Genomic DNA, 20,389 nt, shown 5'->3' on the forward strand with positions numbered 1-20,389 from the left:
ATTCTTTTTCTGAAGAACTTTTAAATAATTGATTGCCTTAAAAGCAATTCTAGAATTCTTTTTTAATTGTTGCTCGCATGTTCACGCAGCTGCAAGCCCGTGTCCAATAACCATTCTCTTGAGCAACGGAGGCAATTTTTCTTGACTGCTCGAAAGATTTGCAAATTGCAAAACATGTTGAACCACTTCCGCACAGGAGGGTGTTATCTTCGCCCGCAGCTTCTGACAGCAATTTAAGAACATCTGTGACGGCAGGACACATTTCCTTTGCAACTGGCTGCAAGTCGTTATGCAAGCACATTTCTTCTTGAGTTGAGGTGGCAACATAAGTGCTGCCTGGAAGATCTAATTCATCAAATTTTTGGTAGGCCTCTGCTGTTGAAATTCCAGCTTCAGGTCTAACAAGGACTATCGGCATTTTCTTCGACCGCAATTCTTTAGAGAAAATTGAGCCGTCGCCACTCATTGATGCACAGCCACCCTTTAAAAAGAATACAACGTCTGAACCTAGTTCTTTTGCAACTTCTGTGATGTCTTCATCTGATAGGCTAAACAGTTCTTTTGAGATTATTAGAGCAGCTGCGGCGTCGCTAGACCCCCCACCTAGCCCGGCCTGCACAGGTATGTTTTTTTCTAACAAAACTTCTATGTGCATTTCATCTTTAAAATTTGCTTTTTTTGCGCAAGCAATGAAAGTTTTCTGAACCAGGTTTTCTGAAATAGGAATCTTAATGTTTTGACCAGTTAGGTCATCTACAACAATGCAGACCTCGATGTTTTCGCATTTAATGATTTGGGCAGTTGACTCTTTTATTCCATATGCATCATTTATTTTCCTATTTCGTTTATTTATGACTTCTTGAGTGTCTTTTTCATTTTCAGGAACAGAAACATTTAATGTGTCATGTAGAGTAATTGTTTGAAGAATAGTTTCGACCGCATGTTTTTCATCAGTTTCATTTTTTCTGCTTACATGCAGTGTTAAGTTAATTTTTGCTGGTGCTATCGCACTAAATCTCTTCATTTTATTCCTTGGTCACAAACTTTAAAGCGAGGATGAATTTACCTATGCTTTCGATGCTACTGTCATAAGTTTACTAGGACAGCACAAAACAGGCAAAGCTATCTTGTAGTTTTAAATTTTGGATTTGAGCAAAACTTGTTTTTTGCCTATGACACAGTTAGAGTCACAACTCCATTGACAACTGAAATTGTGCCGTTCACAGCCCCTGATGTTTGTCCAGCTAGGCTTGATGTGTTGCCTGTTAATGCTATCTGGTTAGTAACGTAGTCAATCCCATCAATTGTGTATCTTGTCACGGCATTAGTTGTGAGTGTGTTGCCGCTAATATTGCCAGTGAGTTGCACATAGGCTCCACTCGATACAGCAAGTTGCATCGTGGCTTCTGCCGCTTCTTTTTCTTTTTTGATAACGTCATCACTCAGGGTTTCCCCGGTTGTTCCAAGCCAAGTAACGCTTGCTACCCAACCGGAAACCTCGCTCCAACCGACGCGAACTTTCATTGTTTTTACTAAATTTCCACCATTTGCGCCAGCTCCTGGTTTTGTGAAGATAATTGTGAGCTCTCCACCATCATCTCCCAGTTCGCCTTCTCTTGAAATGCTCGCTCCTTCCATTTTTGCTGCGGAATCGGCATCATATTCTTCGAGAAGCGTCATTGCGTCCTCTTCTATTTTGTCGGCGTCTGGTCCGCTGTTCGGGTGGTAGTTTGAACTTTCAATCTCGCTTTGTCCTGCACTCCACGAATGAAGCAGGCTGTTATAGGTATATTTAATACGCATTTTTGATGTAGAGGTGATGCTTTCATTAGAGAATGTGACTTCTGCGGAGGCATCACAAATGTAGCTAGAAGAACCTTCGCCAGTAGAAGTGACAACGCGTCCAATTTTGACATTTTTCACGTCAGGGTTGCTCGCAGTTGTTTCTTTTAGGTATTTTAGGGAATCATATGCTGGAGGAGAAACCTTTTTAAAGTCAGCTTCAACTGTTGATTGGCTTGGACCATCTGGGGCAAGCAATGAACCTCCAAAGTTCATTGTCAACGCAATTGTGTAACAAATGTAAATGAGTGCAAGAATTCCCAAAACAGCAAGGATTCTTCTTCTCCACTTTGTGATTGAGGTGTATTTATCACCACCAGGCAGACTTGCTGTCGCCTTGTGATGAGATTTTGCCTTATCCACTCTGGGATTTGTGGGCGCTGGGCGAAGAGTAATCTCTTCCTTTTCAAATGAAGTCTTATCTTCCACTAGGTCTTCCGCCTATCATTTTCACTAATGGTGGCAATTGTAGAAACGCGCCCCCGTTTTCAACTAGAATTATTATATTAGACAAAAGCCCTGTTTGCAGTTATATAAGAGGTGTCGCGTAAACAATGAAATTAAGAGCTGAGAGGAAAGCTTTTAGCAGCAAGCCTCGCAAGCAAAACTGGATAACACGCCAGGTTAATCAATGGTTTGATCGCGTTGTTGGCGCGATGAAGGGTGATGGTCTTGCTGAGCAAGAAGCAATTTATGGTTCTCATCAAACAACCCGAGATTTCCTTTGGAATTCCATTGGTACTGCCTGCTGGTCTTTTGTTTTTCCAGTAGTTACGATGGTTTCAACTCAACTAGTTGGTGTTGAGCAAGCCGGCAGAATTTCAATGGCGTTTGTCATTGGTCTTTTGCTCATGTTTGTAGGCAATTTTGGAACCCGTGCCTATCAAGCATCTGACATTAAACGCGAGCATTCCTTCATGGATTATCAAGCCACACGTTGGGTTACGTGTGTTTTAATGCTGTTGGCGGGCTGGTGGTATTGCGGTTTTCGTGGATACACCGGTGACATGAACGCAATTGTCACCGCTGTGCTTGTTTACAGATGTGTTGATGCTTTGGCAGATGTTTACGAAGGGCGACTTCAACAGTGCGACAAACTATATCTTGCAGGCATTTCGCAGGCGGTTCGCTCAATTGCAGCGCTCTTTTTCTTTTGTATTTTCCTTTTGATAACAAGAAACTCAGCAACTGCTTGCTGGGCAATGGCTATTGTTGCCGCAATTACTTTTTTTGTTTTGACTTTGCCTCTGGCACTTCTTGAAACACAGAAATCTCATGGATTTAGTCTTAGTAGCGTTTGGAAACTCCTAAAAATCACGGCGCCGCTATTCTTGGCGGTGTTTCTTTTCAATGTCATCGAAAACATGCCAAAACTCGTGATGGAGGGAGCGCTTGACTACGACGCCCAGCTCTACTTCAATGCTCTATATTTCCCAGCTCAATGCATATTAATACTGGGTCAGCTTGTCTATAAACCTTTGATTTTGCGAATGGCCGACGTTTGGCAAGATGACAAAAAGAGACGCAAATTTGATGTTCTGATTCTTGCTATATTGCTGGTGATAGTTGCGATTACAGCAGGAGCTTGGGCTTTTATGGCTTCATTTGGAATTCCAGTTATGAGCTTTTTTTATGGTGTCGATTTCGAGAATTATCGCAAACTTTCATATGTCATGATTGCAACTGGTGGTGTCACTTGTGCCATCGATTTTATTTATCAAGTGATTACTGTAATGCGCCGTCAAAAGGATGTTATGACGCTGTATTGCGTTACTTTTGCTTTCTCTCTCTTTATTCCGTCGTTGCTCATCGGATTTGAAGGTCTTGACGGTGCTATTCTGTCCTATTTAATAATAGAATCTATTTTGTTGGTGCTTCTTGTTTGGGAATATTTCAGAATCAGGGGCGATTTAACCAGGGAATCTCAAATTCGCAAAGAGACTGAAGAAAAGGTTCGCAAGTCTTTTCTTGATTTGATGGAAGACCAGCCAATGGGTGAGGGGAAATAAATGAACGGATATCTGCAAACAGGCTTCGCTCTGTTTGGTGGTCTTGCACTTTTCCTTTTTGGAATGAATGCAATGAGTGACGCTCTTCAAAAAGCTGCTGGAGACAGGATGAAGCAGGTGCTCGGATTTTTGACCAGAAACCCAATTATGGGTGTTCTAGCTGGCACTTTAGTTACAGCTCTTCTTCAAAGTTCTTCGGCGACATCTGTTATGGTGGTAGGGTTTGTTTCCGCTGGACTGATGACTTTGCGTCAAGGAATCTCTGTTACTCTTGGTGCAAGCATTGGTACCACAATCACTGCACAAATCGTCGCGTTCAATTTAACTGACTACATCATGCCGATTATTTTTGTCGGCTTTTTTATTTTCTTTGTTTTCAAAAAAGAAACAATAAAAAACGTCGGCATGGGAATTCTGGGATTCGGTATTTTATTCTTGGGCATTGAGATTATGGGCGATGCCATGGGGCCTTTAGCTTCCAGTCCCGTTTTTCTTAACTTAATAGAATCGGTAAAGAACATTCCAGTGCTTGGGCTTCTTGTTGGAACTGGAATGACTCTCATTGTTCAAAGTTCTTCAGCAACAGTTGCAGTTTTGCAGAATTTTGCAGCGGCACCTGGGTCAGATGGCAATGCTACTTTGTCGCTTGCGCAGTCAATGCCAATTTTGTTTGGCGATAACATTGGAACAACAATCACTGCGCTAATTGCTTGCATTGGGCAGTCAAAAGATGCGAAGCGAGTCGCAGTTGCGCACACGCTTTTTAAGATTATCGGGTCAATAATTTTCATGTTTTTGATCCCTGTTTTTGCACCACTAGTCATTGCAATATCACCTGGAAATCCAGTCGATGTCTTGCCAAGACAAATTGCAAATGCTCACACAATCTTTAACATTATCAACACTTGTTTTTGGCTTCCACTAATTGGTGTGCTTGAAAAGAGCGTTATGCTCATCATCCCTGGCAAAGACAAAGCTACTTCAATGGGAGACATTCTTCCTCCTTTCTTGAACAATTCAGTGGTTAACCAACCTGTTGCTGCAATGTATCTTTTGTCTCTTGAACTTGAAAGAAGCGGTCGCCTGGTTGGCGAAATGATGAAAAAGACAGAAGTTGCGCTGATTGGTCCAAAGCGGCGGGCAACAATTCTTGAGGTTCAAGATCAAGGTCAAGAAATTAGAGAAATACAGAGACACATTTCTTCCTATATTGCTGCTTGTTTGAGCGGAACTTCTGTGACTGAAAGTCAATCTGAGCAAATTGCAAGTTTGCTTTCTATTAATAATGACATTTCTAGAATTTCAGAACGCCTTGTTGAGGTTGCTAATGTGGCAGGGTCGCAGCGCGAGGGAAAAATGGTGTTTTCAGAGGCAGGACAGTCTGAAATCCATGATATTTTCAGAGTGGCAATTCAAGCATACACAAACGTCATCACTGCTCTTTCTGAAAAAGATAAAGGTCTCGCTGAAACAGTTGTGACAGACATCACGAAATATCACAAATACATTAAACGCTCTAACAAAAACCATCTTAAACGCTGGAAAAATAAAGAGTGTGATGAAAGTTTGGTAAATGCCTACCCAGAGATATTGACATCATTGCAAAGAATCGGCGACAATTGCTTGAGTCTAGCTGAAGAAGTTCTCGAAGACACAGAACTAAAGATTCTTGAACCTCAGCGTCCTGAAGAAAATCATGATGAGAATACAGAAACTGAGGTTTTGACCACTAAAGATTTAGATGCTGGAGCAAGTGTCGACTCTGATAAAAACACTGAAACTGAAGCTAGAGTAAAAGAATAGCTGTTGGGTTTAATTTGTGATCTCTAGGGATAACCATGGAAGTAATAGATAAATTCAAAGGGGAGGAAAGCCTTGAAGATTTAAAGGTTACCCGCATTTATCCCGATGGGAAAAAAAATGAACAAATTCAGAGTGTTGCTTTGGAACATCACATGGACGTGATAATTAACACGGTTCCCACTTTTGAGGTAGTTTGTTCTCCTGACAATCTTTCAAATTTGGTTATTGGGAGATTGATTACTCAGGGGATTGTTGATGGTGCTGATGAAATTGAACAGGTCTATGTTTGCGATTATGGAAATCGCGCAGAAGTCATTTTGAAAGATTCAAACAAAGCCGACTTTTCAAAAACTCAACTTGAAAGTGTTCCCACCTGTTGCACTGGGAACAAAACACTAAATTCTTTTTTTCAAACGGAAGAAATGCCAGGAGTTGTGAGCCCAATAGATTGGGATTACGATTGGTTGTTTAAAATCACTAGATTTTTCAAGGAAGATTCTCCTGCCCACAAAAAGAGCTTTGGCACACACAGCTGCTACATTTCACAAAAAGGACAGAATTTCGATTCTTCCAAACCAATTGTTTGTGAGGATCTTGGAAGGCACAATGCTTTTGACAAAGCAGTTGGAACGGCAGTTTGTGCTGGTTTTGATTTGAAGCAATGCATGGTTTTTACTAGTGGTCGTCTTCCTGTTGACATGGTGACTAAAGCAATCCGAGCGAAGATACCGATTCTTGTATCAAAGGCGGTGCCAACTGATTCGGCGATTGATCTGGCGATGCAATCAAAACTCACGTTGATATGTAGTGCCTATCCTGATTCAGCTGATGTCTATCTTGATTTCTGATTTCATGATTTCCAAAGCCGCTGTTTTTGCCAATTTTGTCTTTCCTTAATAGGTTTAATTTTTATGCTACGTTTGACTCATTTTTTATTGAAGAAACTGATTCCTGCAAAGACTCATTTGACTTTTGAATAAAAGTTTCTATAATTCGATTAAAAATTATTTTAATCTAAATTAAGTTGTAAAAGTCTCGATTAATTATTTGTTTAGAGTATGTTCGACAATTTCGAAACACTACTAACAGTCAATAATGGATAACTGTATTTAATCTGAGTTAACAACATGGTGCCAAATAGGGAGCGTTTTTATGGCAAATCAAGAAGCTTTTAGGATTCTCATTGATGGAATGCACTGCGGCAATTGTGCAATGAATGTTGAGAATCATTTGAATGGCGTTCCTGGCGTCGTAACAGCCACTGTTAGCCTTGCTTCTAATTCAGGAAAAGTTGTTTATGATACAACGCTCACGACTCCTGAAGATGTTTTGAAAGTCTTTAATGATCTGTCTTTTTCTGCCAAGATCGTCGAGGGCGACAACAAGATGAAAATATTAAAAGAACGAAAGGCGAAAGCGCAAAAACAAGAAAAACGCGACCTCTCTGCATTTGTGATATCAGCTGTTATTACAGTAGTTGTTGTCTCGATTTGCATGATTCCCGGGTGGCACATGCACACCGGGAAACTGATTTATGATGCCCTAGCTTCTGCAGGTTTTGGAACTTCTGCATCAGGAGATGCGATGGCAATGCACATGTTTTGTGCGAACGTGCTCGTGATGTTGTTAACAATTCCAGTTCAGTTTGTTTTTGGGGCTAAGTTTTACAAAGGAGCTGTTGCTTCAATCAAAAGTGGCATGGCGAACATGGATGTGTTAGTTGCGGCGGGCACAACAATTGCATTTCTTTTTTCTATCTACATTACTTTTGGTGATTCGACAATAAATGATGGAATGCCCTATTTTGAAACATGTGACATGTTGATAACTTTTGTAATGTTAGGCAAACTTCTGGAATCGCGTGCTAAAACTCATGCTGGAGACGCAGTTGAAAAGCTCATTCGTCTGACACCAGACACGGTTACAGTTATCTCTAAGACTGGAGAAACTCACGAGGCTTCAATTGAGGACGTTTTCCCAGGTGAGATGTTGATTATCAACAAGGGTGATAATTTCCCTGTTGATGGAGAAGTGAAAAATGGCACGAGCCAAGTTGATGAGAGCATGCTTACAGGTGAAGCCGAGCTTGTTGAGAAGAAAAAGGGTGATCAAGTTTCAGCTGGAACACTGAATTTGGGTTCGAAAATTGTGATTGTTGCAAAAAGCGTTGGTGGCGACACTCAATTAGCGCACATCATTCAAGCTGTTGAAGACGCCGAAAGCTCAAAGCCTTCAATTCAGAGGATTGCTGACAAAATTGCTGGAATTTTTGTGCCTGCGATTTTTATTATTGCTGCGATTACCTTTGTTGGTTGGCTCATTTATGGTTTTTCTCAAAGTGGCACCCCTGGAGACATTCTCAAAAATGCAATTTTGCCTGCAATTGCGACCATTTGTGTTGCCTGTCCTTGTGCTCTTGGACTGGCGACTCCAACTGCACTCATGGTTGGAATGGGAAAAGGAGCAGAACTTGGCATACTCATTAAAGATGGCGAGATGCTTGAAACTGCGTGCAAAATCAACACCTGCGTTTTTGATAAAACTGGCACTTTAACGACTGGAGTTGTGCTTGACACCGAGGATGCCAGCATAGTTGTAAAAAATGACAAGATCAAACCAGACGCAAAGGACGCAATCTCTGCTTTGAAAAACATGGGCGTCACGCCTTGGATGGTTTCTGGAGACAAGAGAGACCGTGCAGAAGAGATTGCTGGTCAGGTGGGAATTTCTCCTGACAATTTAGTGTGCGAAGTTCTTCCTACAGAAAAGGGTGAGCATGTCGATGAGATTAAGGCAAGCAGACCGGCTGGAATTCTTGCATTTGTCGGTGATGGCATAAACGATGCTCCTGCTCTTGCAAAGGCCGATGTTGGAATCGCAATGTCGAGTGGCACCGATGTCGCAATCGACGCAGGTTCAATTGTTTTAATGCACAACAAAGTTACCGACGTTGTAAAGGCGATTGATCTTTCAAAGGCGACTTTAAGAAAGATTAAGCAAAACCTGTTTTGGGCCCTCATATATAACTGCATTATGATTCCATTGGCAGTATTCGGAATTTTGGCACCAGCAGTTGCAGGTGCAGCAATGGCTTTATCTTCTGTGACTGTGGTTTCAAACTCTCTTTTGTTGAAAAGTTTCAAGTAACCGTCAACCGCGCGGTTTATTTTTCTCACGTGTGCCCTGTGCTAAAATTAGCTATTGCATTATTGACAATCTAGAAGGGAGAGCAAGTGGCCCAAATTTCGACCGCTGATTTCAGAAACGGAATGTGCATCGAATATAACGGTAAGCTTTGCACTATCGTTGAATTTCAGCATGTAAAACCTGGAAAAGGAAGTGCGTTTGTTCGCACAAAACTGAAAGACATCAGAACGGGCCGCGTAGTAGACTACACCTTCAATTCAGGCGTAAAATTCGAAAATGTTCGTCTTGAAACTAAGAAGATGCAATATCTCTACAACGATGGCGCTGATTATTATTTCATGGACAATGACACCTATGAGCAGATGTCAATGCCAAAAGAAACCGTTGGCGAGGCAGCCAAATGGTTGAAAGAAAACGACGATGCTTCACTGCTTTATGCGGGTGATGATTTGATTTCTATTGAACCTCCAATGTTTGTTGAGCTTGAAGTTACAGCAACTGAACCTGGATTTAAAGGAAACACAGTTCAAGACACTTTAAAGCCTGCAACTCTTGAAACGGGTGTGGAAGTTCAAGTTCCTACATTTATCGAAATTGGGGATGTTCTTCAAATGGACACCCGCGACGGTCGTTTTGTTAAAAGAGTCTAGTCATATTAGAAAAGGGAAGAAGATGTCACGCTTGAAGATAATGGATACGACGATTCGCGACGGGCAACAAAGCTTGTGGGCGACTCGTATGACCATTGGCGACATTTTGCCGATTTTGCCAAAAATGGACAAAGTTGGCTATTGGGCAATCGAAGCTTGGGGTGGTGCTACATTTGACTCATGCTTGAGATTTTTGGATGAGAATCCATGGGAGAGGCTCCGCTCGATAAAAGCAATGACGCCAAACACCCCACTTGCAATGCTATCTCGTGGCCAAAACCTCGTTGGATACAAACACTATTCAAAAGACATTGTCACACGCTTCATTCACGCAGCCCACACTAATGGTGTTGAAGTTTTCCGTGTTTTCGATGCGTTGAATGACATTCGAAACATCACAGACAACGCTGAGGCAATTCTAGAATGTGGTGGTCTTTTTGAAGGCGCAATTTCTTACACAATTTCGCCAGTTCACACACTTGACTCCTATCTTGAATATGCTCAAAAGCTCAAGGATTTGGGTGCACACACCATTTGCATAAAGGACATGGCAGGCATGCTCACACCATACAGAACTGAGCGAATTGTTACGGCTTTCAACAAAGAGATTGGCCTTCCAGTTCATGTGCATTCTCATTATGTTGGTGGCATGGCTTCCACAAACATCATTAAAGCAGCAGAAGCTGGTGCAGAAATTGCTGACACTGCTCATGCCCCATTGGCTTTTGGAAACTCACACCCAGCCGTTGAAATGATTGTTGCTTCACTCAATGAAAGCAAATTTAACACCGACCTTGACCTCGATCTTTTGTTTGAGATTAGCGATTATTGGGAAAATGTGAGAAAGAAGAATCACTACAAGCAAGGCGTTTCTTCTTTGATGCACATGAAGGTTTATTCTCATCAAGTTCCTGGCGGCATGATGAGCAACTTGGTTAGCCAGCTTGAGGCTCAAAAAGCATCGGATCGTCTAGAAGAAGTGATGGAAGAGATTCCACGCGTTCGTGCAGAGGTTGGTTACCCACCACTTGTAACTCCAATGTCACAAATTGTTGGCACGCAAGCTGTGTTTAATGTTCTAACAGGTAAACGCTGGAGTGTTATTTCTGCAGAAATGAAGGATTATCTAAAGGGCTATTACGGAAAAGCTCCAGGAGAAATTGATAAAGACATCTTGTTGAAGGCAACTGGCGGTGAAGGAATTTTGCCACCCGACGTTGCTCCTTGCACACTCGCAACGACAACGTTTGAAGACTTCAAAGAAGAAATTGGTGATTTAGCGAAATCAGACGAAGACGTTTTGATGTATGCGCTTTTCCCTAATTCTGCAAGAACATATCTCTCAAAACATCAAGCACAAGAAAATGTCGACTTCATGCCTGAAAGTGAAGTGTCGTCAGCAAAAGAGGAGGATTACGTGGATATTCAACAAATTAAAGAGCTTGTTAATGTTGTTCAAGAGACCGGCGTTGGCGAGATTGTAGTTGAAGAGGCTGGCACAAAAGTTGCTGTGAGAATGCCTGGATGCTGCGGAGTAGCTGCACCGGCAGTAGCAGCTCCAGCTCAAGCAGCGCCTGCACCTGCAGCAGCGCCTGCACCTGCAGCAGCCCCAGCTAGTGACAAGCCATCACACTGGATTCCTGTAAAAGCTCCAATGGTGGGCACATTCTATGAAGCTCCTGCTCCTGGCGAGGCACCTTTTGTAAAGGTCGGCGACGAAGTGGCAGCTGGTGAGACACTTTGCATCGTAGAGGCAATGAAACTCATGAATGAAATTACTGCTGACGAAGTTGGAGTTGTTAAAGAGGTTTGCTTGAAAGACTCAACACCTGTTGAATTTGGAACAGTTTTGTTCTGGCTTGAGCCAATTTCAAGTGCCCAGTCAATCTCACAAAACGTATAGGAATTACTTATGTTCAAAAAAATCCTGATTGCTAACAGAGGTGAAGTTGCTCTGCGCGTTATTCGTGCAGCCAAAGAGCTTGGAGTCAAAACTGTTGCTGTTTATTCTGAGGCCGACAAAGACTCTTTGCCTGTAAAGCTTGCTGATGAAGCAGTTTGTATTGGACCTGCTCCAGCGACTAAAAGCTACCTCGTTATGTCAAATATTATTGCTGCTGCCGAAAACACTGGTGCAGAAGCAATTCATCCAGGCTATGGCTTTTTAGCAGAAAATGCTGATTTTGCGAAAGCTTGCGAATTAAATGACATCAAGTTTATTGGTCCTTCCGCTGATTGCATTTCAATGATGGGAGACAAGGCGACAGCTCGCGAAACCATGATTAAGTGCGGTGTGCCGGTTGTTCCTGGAAGTGACGGAATTTGCGAAACTGTTGAAGAAGCTCGCGAATTTGCCGAGAGCGTTGGCTATCCTGTTCTTATTAAGGCCACTGCTGGTGGCGGTGGAAAGGGTATGCGTGAAGTTCACAAACCTGAAGATTTAGAATCTCAGTTTACGCAGGCTCAAGTTGAGGCTAAGGCTGCTTTTGGAAATGGTGATGTTTATCTTGAAAAACTTGTCTTGAGACCAAGACATGTTGAAATTCAAGTTTTGGCAGACGACTTCGACCACAGAATCGCACTTTGTGAGCGCGATTGTTCAATTCAGCGTAGACATCAGAAACTATTGGAAGAAGCACCAAGCCCTGCTCTGACAGATGAACTTCGTCGTGAAATGGGTGTTGCTGCCACTAAAGCTGTTAGAGCGGTTGACTATCGCAACGCTGGAACGATTGAGTTTTTGCTTGATGAAGACGGCAAGTTTTATTTCATGGAAATGAACACTCGTGTTCAAGTCGAACACCCTGTGTCAGAGTTGATTACAGGTACTGACATCATCAAAGAACAGATTCGCATTGCTGCAGGTGAACCAATCAGCTGTGCTGACAGAGCTCCTTTCTCACCACAAGGCGCAGCAATAGAGATGAGAATTAATGCAGAAGACGTTGACAACAAGTTCATGCCCACGCCTGGAAAAATCACGAAGTTTAGAATTCCTTCTGGGCCAGGCGTTCGTGTTGACACCTACCTCACAGAAGGCGCAAGCGTTTCTCCATTCTATGATTCGCTTGTTGCAAAACTCATTTGTTATGGTCAAGACCGTGAAGAGGCAGTTGCTCGTGCAAAGCGTGCCTTGGAAGAGTTTGAAGTTGAAGGAATTAAAACAACAATTCCTTTTCATCAAAGAGTTCTTGAGAATGAAGCATTTGTTGCAGGGGATGCTCACACTGATTTTATAGACACTCAAATGCCAGACATTTTGGAATAGAATCTGGAGGCTGGTTATGGCAAGAAATTTTTCGTCACCTTCAATGTCAATTGCACCTGGTGTTGTTGATCGCGTAATTACAATAGCGGCAAGCGAAGTTGAGGGCGTTGCTTCAGTGTGCTCTTTCCGCTCATGCAATGTTGTTTCGCAATTCATTAGTTGCGCAAAAATTGCGCCAGTTGAAACTGCCGTTAATGAGAATGGCAAGCTAGATGTAAAAATTCACATTGCTTGCAAATATGGTTATTCAATTCCAGAGGTTGCGAATAAAGTTCGCGAAAACATTGCAGACGCTCTTTTCCTTCAAACTGGTATTGAGATTGGAAAAGTTGACGTGTCGGTTGAGGGCGTTACTTTTAGCAAAGTAGCCTAAATACTAACAGTAGGGCTAAAAGAATATGGCACACAAACACGAGAGAAGTCTTTCCCGTCGAACAGCTGTGCAAGTTTTGTTCGCATGGGAGATGAGAAAATCAACTGAAGAGGGTAAAAAACTTGAAGTGACACCCGATTCTTTGATGGAAAATGGCGAGTTAGATTTAATTGAAGGACCCATGGATGATTATGCTCAAATGCTGATTCATGGTGTGATGAATAACATAGATGAAATTGATGAGAGACTTTCAAATTTGTCAAAAAATTGGTCTATTGACCGTATGTCCCTCGTCGATTTGAACATTATTCGCGTTGCCATATTCGAAATGCTTCACGTTGATGATGTTCCAGTTTCTGTGACGATTGATGAAGCAGTTGAGCTTGCAAAAGGGTTTGGTGGCGCTGAGTCACACAAATTCGTAAATGGAATTCTTGGCGCTATTGCACAAGGTATCGAGGGCGAAGAGGCTTAATGGCTTTAGCGGATTTTTCGAAAGAGCTTTCACAAAACAAAGAGCGACTTCAGGAAATTGGCGAGCAAGTGGATTCTGAAAATGTTTCCACAGACGATCTTTTGTCTATGCTTGAAGAGGCAGTAAACATTGGCATGGATGTTTGTGAACAGGTTAAAGAAAAAGTTGTTCTTGACGAAAAATCGGAGCAAGATAAGAACGATGGCGGAGAATAACCGTATACTCGATGTAATCTCACGACCTTCTGATGTTCAATTTTTAACTGATGAAGAACTTGAGATTCTTGCGAATGAAATCAGAGAGGAAATAATTTCTGTTACCTCAACTAACGGAGGCCACATTGCGCCTTCGCTCGGTGCGGTCGATTTGATTCTTGCAGTTCACAGCGAAATTGATGTTCCAAAAGATAAATTGATTTTTGATGTTGGGCATCAATCCTATGCTCACATGTTATTGTGTGGAAAAGTTGATAGTTTTAAAACACTTCGTGAGTTTGGTGGTTTTCCTGGCTTTCCGCGACCAAGTGTTAGTCAATATGACAGTAATGTTGCGGGGCATGCTTCTGATTCGCTTTCAGTTGCAGCAGGTTATGCGCTAACAAATCGTCTGAACAACACCGACTCAAAAGTTGTGACAATCATTGGAGACGCCGCAATTGAAGGTGGGATGGCACTCGAAGCGCTGAATTATATTGGCTCAAAACAGCTGAAAATGATTATTATTCTAAATGATAATGCGATGGCAATTTCAGCTTCTGTCGGGGCAATAACAAGACATTTAAGCAACATTCGTGCAACAAAAAACTATCGCAACGCTCGCAGTGCAATGAAACAACGGCTTTCAGAACGAGGCGAATTTGGCAAACGTGCGATTGATTTTGTTAGCAGAACGAAATCTTCTTTAAAATCGATGCTATTTCCGCAATCTATGGTTTTTGAAAAGATGGGAATCATGTGCACACCTCCCATCAATGGAAATTCAATATCAGAAGTTCGCGAAATGATTGATCTTGTGAAAGATGTCGATGGGCCTGTGCTCATTCATGCGATCACTCGTAAAGGAAAGGGCTATGCACCTGCTGAACTTGACCCTGAAGGCTTTCACGGAGTTGGCAAGTTTGATGTTGCAACTGGAAAGCCGATTTGTCGCGTGGCGACAAAATGGACAGATGTTTTTGGTGATGAGTTAGTTGAACTAGCGAAAGAAAACGAAGACATTGTTGCCATTACTGCTGCAATGGAAGGTGGCTGCGGGTTAAAGAAATTTCATAGGGAATTTCCTGATCGCTTTATTGATGTGGGAATTGCAGAGGAAAATGCCGTAGGCATAGCTTCTGGTCTTGCATATTCTGGAAAGCTTCCTGTGGTTTGCATATATTCGACATTTTTACAGCGTGCCATCGATCAGATGATGATTGACATTTGTCTAGAGAAAAAGCACGTGATTTTTGCTATTGACAGAGCTGGACTTGTGGGCGACGATGGGCCAACTCATCACGGTGAGTTTGATTTGGCCTACCTCAGAATGATGCCAAACATGACAGTCATTGCTCCTAGTGGAGAAGTTGAACTTCAAAAAGCTCTCAAATTCGCAGTTGAGTGTGACGGCCCTGTTGCAATTCGTTATCCCAGAGGAAATTGCCCGCATTATGCTGTCCATCATCCGGAGTTTAAAATGGGAAAGTCACGAGAAATCAAACCTGGTGATGATGTCAAAGTTTTAGCTTTTGGGAAAATGACTAAGACCGCTGTGGAGACTTCTAAAATCCTAGAAATGAATGGGATTTCTTGCGGTGTTTTTGACATGCGTTTTGTAAAGCCTTTAGACAAAGATGCGATAGCGCAGGCTTCTCGAGCACAGGTAGTTGTGACAATTGAGGATGGCATTTTGCAAGGAGGAGCAGGCGAAGCTGCTGTAGCTGAACTTGCAAAAAATTGTGAAAAAATGCCGAAAGTTTTAACTTTTGGATTTGATGATCAATTTGTTGAACATGGTACGTGCGGGGAATTATTTACATCTCTCGGTTTACATCCTGGCAGTATTGCTGACAAAATAATGAATTCCCTATAATTTTTCTCAGGTGATGAACCAAGAAAATGAACATACTCAGTTTGTGCCAAGGGTGCAGCGCATTTGGTCAGGAGAAGAAATCTCTCGCAAAATTCTGCCCTGTATTCTAAACATTGGCGAATCTTTAATGCGAGCAGGCGCCGACGTTAATCATGTGGAACGCTTGATTGAACGTTTGGGCATTGCCTATGGCGCAAAGCACATGAATGTTTTTGTTATTACCGAAAGCATAATTGTCACAATGACTATTTCTGATGGGCGAGAATATACTCAAACTCGAAGAGTTGGTCCAACTGAAATTAACTTTTACAAACTTGAGTGTTTAAACAAACTTTGTCGCTCAGTTCACCACATGCCTCTACCGCCTGATGAGTTGCAGGCGAGGTTTAGAGAGATAGATGGCGAAGCTCGCACAACAAGCTGGATTTATGTTGGAGCTTTTCTGGTTGTTGCAGGCTATTCTGCATTTTTTGGAGGAACAATTCCTGAGATAATCGTGAGCTCGCTTTTTTCGTTAGTTCTGTGTTTTCTTGTTGAAAAGCTGTCTAAGAAAACTCCGAACTTGATTGGCTTTAACTTCATCGCATCATTTATTATGGGTGTCTTAATTGGGATAATGACAAAAGTTTTCCCAAGTCTCACAGTTGACACCATGATTAGTGGTGTGATTATGGTGATTATTCCTGGATTAGCCATCACTAACTCTATTAGAGACATGCTCTCTGGAGACACCCTTGCGGGCCTTCTTCGTTTTGCAGAGAGCTTTTTGTGGACTGTCGCGATGGTGTTTGGCTTCACTATTGCGCTAATGCTTTTGGGGCTCACTGTTCACACCAACATTTCAATCGCGCCATGGCGCGTGAAATACATTGCAATCATCCCAGCCACATTAGGACTTCTGCTCTATTACTATTCACGCAGGAGACTCATGATTTATGGTTTTGTTGGGGCATTAATATCATTTCCCGTGTATGTTTTTGTGGAGAACATAAACCCGCCAAATGAATTTTTGCCAGTTCTTGCGGCTTCATTTGTTGCTGCTGTTTATGCAGAAATTTTTGCGAGAAGAATGAGAGTTCCAACATCTGTTTTCTTTGTTGTTGCAATAATGCCTTTAATCCCTGGCAGATTGCTATTTTCAACGGTTACATTTTTGGTCCAGGGAAATTATGAACTAGCAGGTCAAATCGGTTCGACTGCCGCTTTGACTTCACTTGGAATTGCTACTGCAATCTGCATTGTTTGGACAATTTCTAGAACTTGGGAAAATTTTCACATTAATCAGCGAATTGCTGACATTATTCATTAGGAGGAATTGGTGGAGTTCATTTCTAACTGGTTATCGTCTTTAACTTTTGTTGACATTTTCAATCTTTGTGTTTTGCTGCTGTTTGTTATTTGCTATGCCTATCAGCTGTTCTATGTTTTTGTTGTTCTCACTCACAAACCGCCAAAGGTTGTCGCAAAGGCCAATCATAGATATGCAGCTTTAATTCCTGCGAGAAATGAGCATGCAGTAATCGGTAACATCATCGATTCAATAAAACAGCAAACATATGACACTAGCCTCATCGATGTTTTCGTAATTGCTGACAATTGCACCGACGACACTGCAGAAATTGCAAAACAACACGGCGCACATGTAATCGTCAGAAACAGACCTGACATGGTTGGAAAAGGCTTTGCTCTTGACTTTGCCTTGCAACACATTTGGAAAGAATTTGGACCCGATGCACACGAAGCTTTTTTCGTCTTTGATGCCGATAACGTTTTAGACAAGAATTACTTCAAGGAAATGAATGCAACGTTTGATAACGGCGCACTCGCCTCAACCAGTTATCGAAATTCAAAGAACTTTGACACCAACTGGATCTCTTCGGGATATGCGCTTTGGTTTTTAAAAGAAGCAAAATTCCTAAACCAAGCAAGATTGACATTAAACACTGGCGCTGCAATTTCTGGAACTGGTTTTTTTATTGCTTCTAAAGTTTTGATCGAAGCAGGTGGTTGGAAGTGGCATTTGCTAACAGAAGACATTCAGTTTTCAGCGTCGTCAGCGTGTGAGCAACGACGCATTTCCTATAATCCTCGCGCAGTTCTTTATGATGAGCAGCCAACAACTTTTAAAGCTTCATGGGATCAACGTTGTCGTTGGGCAAAGGGCTTTTATCAGGTTCTGCTGAAATATGCTGGTGGATTGTGCAGGGGTTTTGTGAAAAACGAGCGTGGCTATCACTTCGCTTGCTGGGATATGCTCATGACTGTTGCACCTGGAATGTTGCTCACTGTTATTGTTCTCACATTAAATCTAGCAATTGTTATCATGGGTTTTCTTGGCATTTACTCTTTTGGGACAGCAGTAGTTAGCGCGCTTTCATCTGCTGCATTCTGTTTAATAAATTATTTGCTGTTCATGTTTTTGTATGGCGTTTTGACAACATTTGTTGAATGGAACAACATTCACACCACAACCAAGAAAAAAATCTTAACTTGCTTTACCTTCCCATTCTTTCAGCTGACATATGTTCCAATTGCAATTGTTGCACTGTTTAAGAAGGTGGCATGGAAGCCTATCGCGCACACTGTCACAGTTGATGTGGAGGAATTTTCTGAAAAGCAAGGAAGTTAAAAACCTGAGAACCAATCACGTTAATCATTGCGTGATGTGTAAATTGGGATTTAACAACTACGAGTGAGCTTCGCTCTCACATAAAAGATAACAAAAATTTTTAATAGTAAAAAAGTCTGTTTTTTCTATGCCTGAATTAGTTGTTGCACTGAAGTTTAGCTTCTTTAAAGCAGATATTTTTAGATTAATTGCGCGTTTCTTAGAAAATTTTGCTTTCAGATAATAAACATTTTTAAAAACGTTAATAGTTTCCTAAGATTGCAAACTAGCTTTTCACAACTTTTTGAACTGGTAGAGATCCCCGTCTTGAAAGCCTAGTGAGCGGTAATATTCTCGAGTGCCAACTGCGCTAATTACGTTTATTATCGTCCGGTCGTTTTCAGTTGCTATTTCTGTCGCATAAGCTATGAGTTTTGTTCCGAGTCCGAGATGTTGGGCGCCTTTAACTTTGTGATGAATTCTTGCAACTTTGCCGTAAATGTGCACCTCGCGAATCATAGCCGTGTTCTCTTTTCTTGTCCCAGCTTTTGGCAAAGAAAGTCTCAAGAAACCAGCAAGTCTGTTTTCGCTTGTGACCCATTGTAAGAAGTGTTCTGTAGTGTTGCTTGTTTCGTAAACCACATCTTCGAGTCGCAGGTCTTCTTCTTTAATTTCATCAGTTGCAATTTCGCGGAAGCGCATTTCTTGGACGGCACTTGAATTGCCTTTTTCTCTCAGTTTTTCTTCAACAAGCTGACGCAAGTTTGGCTTTTTGTTGCCTGCAATAATGTCAGTTGTTGAAATGTCTCTTATCATTCGAGATATTCTTGTGTGGGCAGGTGTGTCGGCAATGTTTGAAACAACAATGTCTAATAGTTCTTCTTCGGAATAGGGTTTCCATTCCCCTGTCTCGAAATGCTTTGTGAGATGAGCACTTTCCACCAGACAACATGGATAAATTTTTACTTCATCTGGCTGAAAGGAAGGGTCTGTCATTAACATGTGGTAGACCTTTTTATCGACGTCAGGCGTGCTGCCCATCAAATTTGCCATTATGTGCACATGAGACTTGAATCCCAAAAGCCTTAAATTCTCCATCGTTTTGCCTATTACTTCTGGTGAAATCGCACGGCAATTTCTTTTGAGGATTTCAGGGTCAAGAGTTTGGATTCCTATTTGAATTTTAGTGCAGCCAAGTTGTCTTAAGAAAACTAAGTCATCGATTGAGGGAGAATCGGGGCGAGTTTCAACAACGAGTCCAACAACTCGAGAGCCGCTGGTTTCATTTTCATTCTGCTCTTTATTGAGTTCTTTAAACGTGGCAGTTTGCCAGCTCGATAATTCTTCTTCTTGGTGAGCATACGCCTCGCGCCATGCATCGTTATAGCTAAGCTCTCCCTTATTTAATTTAATCTGAAGACCTTCTAAAAGTGCAAGTCTGTCTTCTTTGGTAACTCTCGAATTTAAGTTACTTGTTTTGCTTGTTGAGTCAACCTCAACTGAAGTTGTAACTTTGCTTGCTTCTTTTTTTTCTTTGATTTTTTTCTGAAAGTCATTGCATGCGCGAAACAGTTCTTTTATATAGTAGATTTGATAATCGCGCTTGTAGTCAGAAAATGTTCCTCCAAGCACAATGAGCTCAATTTTGTCAATGTTGTGCCCCATGTCATAGAGTGCTGTGAGCCTTGATGTGACCTGGTCGTAAGGATCAAAACCCCAGCGTTCCGCTCGTTGGCATGCTGGTTCGTTGTGAATGTAGCTTTTTGGCATTCGGATGTCGTTTGGGCAAAAAACGCAATTTCCGCTGCAAGGCCAAGGTTTAGTGAGAACTGTTATAGTTGCCACTCCAGAGGCTGTGCGTCTCGGTTTTGCTTGCAACAGAGCGGTGATTTTACTGTTCAGTTCTGCGTCTACTTTGAGTTTGTCTAAAACAGCAGGTTCTTCACGCTTTAGTCGCAAATATTCAGGCATGAGACGTCTTTTTGCAATAATTCGTTTCGAGTCATGCTGTTCGCGATTTTTTGAGCGCACGAATTTTGCAAGCCATTTATCGTCAATGACTTCTTCATTCGATTTCATCGTTTTGATGATTTCTATTACAGCATCGTTTAATTCGTTTGTTTCCAAATTTTCTTCTTTATGTT

General features: G+C 41.8%; 16 protein-coding genes. 13 read left to right on the forward strand and 3 right to left on the reverse strand.

Annotation, left to right across the window (positions count from 1 at the left end):
* Positions 1-49 precede the first annotated feature (49 nt).
* Positions 50-1,024, reverse strand: a complete 975-nt coding sequence (locus tag FXZ76_RS01310; RefSeq protein ID WP_079535333.1) for a 4-(cytidine 5'-diphospho)-2-C-methyl-D-erythritol kinase — start codon at positions 1,022-1,024, stop codon at positions 50-52.
* A 146-nt stretch (positions 1,025-1,170) separates the two neighbouring features.
* Positions 1,171-2,271 (reverse strand): hypothetical protein, encoded by a 1,101-nt coding sequence (locus tag FXZ76_RS01315; protein ID WP_079535334.1) that lies wholly within the window; start codon positions 2,269-2,271, stop codon positions 1,171-1,173.
* 125 nt (positions 2,272-2,396) lie between these two features.
* Between FXZ76_RS01315 and FXZ76_RS01320 the strand changes: the two genes are divergently transcribed.
* The 13 genes from FXZ76_RS01320 to FXZ76_RS01380 all read left to right on the forward strand — a co-directional run bounded on the left by FXZ76_RS01320 (position 2,397) and on the right by FXZ76_RS01380 (position 18,266).
* Positions 2,397-3,851: a lipopolysaccharide biosynthesis protein gene (locus tag FXZ76_RS01320; RefSeq protein WP_079535335.1), complete on the forward strand. Its 1,455-nt coding sequence runs from the start codon at positions 2,397-2,399 to the stop codon at positions 3,849-3,851.
* Complete coding sequence (locus FXZ76_RS01325; protein ID WP_079535336.1) at positions 3,852-5,654, forward strand: Na/Pi cotransporter family protein; 1,803 nt, start codon at positions 3,852-3,854, stop codon at positions 5,652-5,654.
* Positions 5,655-5,689: 35 nt separating this feature from the next.
* A complete protein-coding gene (locus FXZ76_RS01330) occupies positions 5,690-6,502 on the forward strand; it encodes a formate dehydrogenase accessory sulfurtransferase FdhD (RefSeq protein WP_079535337.1) in 813 nt (270 codons plus the stop codon).
* A 304-nt stretch (positions 6,503-6,806) separates the two neighbouring features.
* Positions 6,807-8,801 (forward strand): heavy metal translocating P-type ATPase, encoded by a 1,995-nt coding sequence (locus FXZ76_RS01335; protein WP_079535338.1) that lies wholly within the window; start codon positions 6,807-6,809, stop codon positions 8,799-8,801.
* A gap of 86 nt (positions 8,802-8,887) precedes the next feature.
* On the forward strand, positions 8,888-9,451 hold the full coding sequence (gene efp / locus FXZ76_RS01340) for an elongation factor P (RefSeq protein WP_079535339.1): 564 nt from the start codon (positions 8,888-8,890) through the stop codon (positions 9,449-9,451).
* Positions 9,452-9,473: 22 nt separating this feature from the next.
* Complete coding sequence (accB, locus tag FXZ76_RS01345) at positions 9,474-11,354, forward strand: acetyl-CoA carboxylase biotin carboxyl carrier protein (protein ID WP_079535340.1); 1,881 nt, start codon at positions 9,474-9,476, stop codon at positions 11,352-11,354.
* Between the two features lie 9 nt (positions 11,355-11,363).
* Positions 11,364-12,719, forward strand: a complete 1,356-nt coding sequence (accC, locus tag FXZ76_RS01350; protein WP_079535341.1) for an acetyl-CoA carboxylase biotin carboxylase subunit — start codon at positions 11,364-11,366, stop codon at positions 12,717-12,719.
* Positions 12,720-12,735: 16 nt separating this feature from the next.
* A complete protein-coding gene (locus FXZ76_RS01355; RefSeq protein ID WP_079535342.1) occupies positions 12,736-13,092 on the forward strand; it encodes an Asp23/Gls24 family envelope stress response protein in 357 nt (118 codons plus the stop codon).
* 25 nt (positions 13,093-13,117) lie between these two features.
* Positions 13,118-13,567: a transcription antitermination factor NusB gene (nusB, locus tag FXZ76_RS01360; RefSeq protein WP_079535343.1), complete on the forward strand. Its 450-nt coding sequence runs from the start codon at positions 13,118-13,120 to the stop codon at positions 13,565-13,567.
* Positions 13,567-13,782 carry a hypothetical protein gene (locus tag FXZ76_RS01365; RefSeq protein WP_079535344.1) on the forward strand — a complete coding sequence of 72 codons (216 nt, stop codon included), beginning with the start codon at positions 13,567-13,569 and terminating at the stop codon, positions 13,780-13,782. Before nusB ends, FXZ76_RS01365 begins: the two co-directional genes overlap by 1 nt.
* On the forward strand, positions 13,769-15,637 hold the full coding sequence (gene dxs, locus FXZ76_RS01370) for a 1-deoxy-D-xylulose-5-phosphate synthase (RefSeq protein WP_079535345.1): 1,869 nt from the start codon (positions 13,769-13,771) through the stop codon (positions 15,635-15,637). The genes FXZ76_RS01365 and dxs overlap by 14 nt, the downstream gene beginning before the upstream one ends.
* Positions 15,638-15,650: 13 nt before the next feature.
* On the forward strand, positions 15,651-16,946 hold the full coding sequence (locus FXZ76_RS01375; protein WP_079535346.1) for a threonine/serine exporter family protein: 1,296 nt from the start codon (positions 15,651-15,653) through the stop codon (positions 16,944-16,946).
* Between the two features lie 9 nt (positions 16,947-16,955).
* Positions 16,956-18,266: a glycosyltransferase family 2 protein gene (locus tag FXZ76_RS01380; protein WP_231961718.1), complete on the forward strand. Its 1,311-nt coding sequence runs from the start codon at positions 16,956-16,958 to the stop codon at positions 18,264-18,266.
* 273 nt (positions 18,267-18,539) lie between these two features.
* Here the strand turns inward: FXZ76_RS01380 and FXZ76_RS01385 are convergent, their stop codons facing one another.
* The gene (locus FXZ76_RS01385; protein ID WP_197682081.1) at positions 18,540-20,372 is read right to left on the reverse strand and encodes an elongator complex protein 3; all 1,833 of its coding nucleotides are present in this window, start codon (positions 20,370-20,372) and stop codon (positions 18,540-18,542) included.
* Positions 20,373-20,389 lie beyond the last annotated feature (17 nt).

The sequence above is a fragment of the Phoenicibacter congonensis genome (assembly GCF_902386915.1).
Lineage (GTDB): Bacteria > Actinomycetota > Coriobacteriia > Coriobacteriales > Eggerthellaceae > Phoenicibacter > Phoenicibacter congonensis.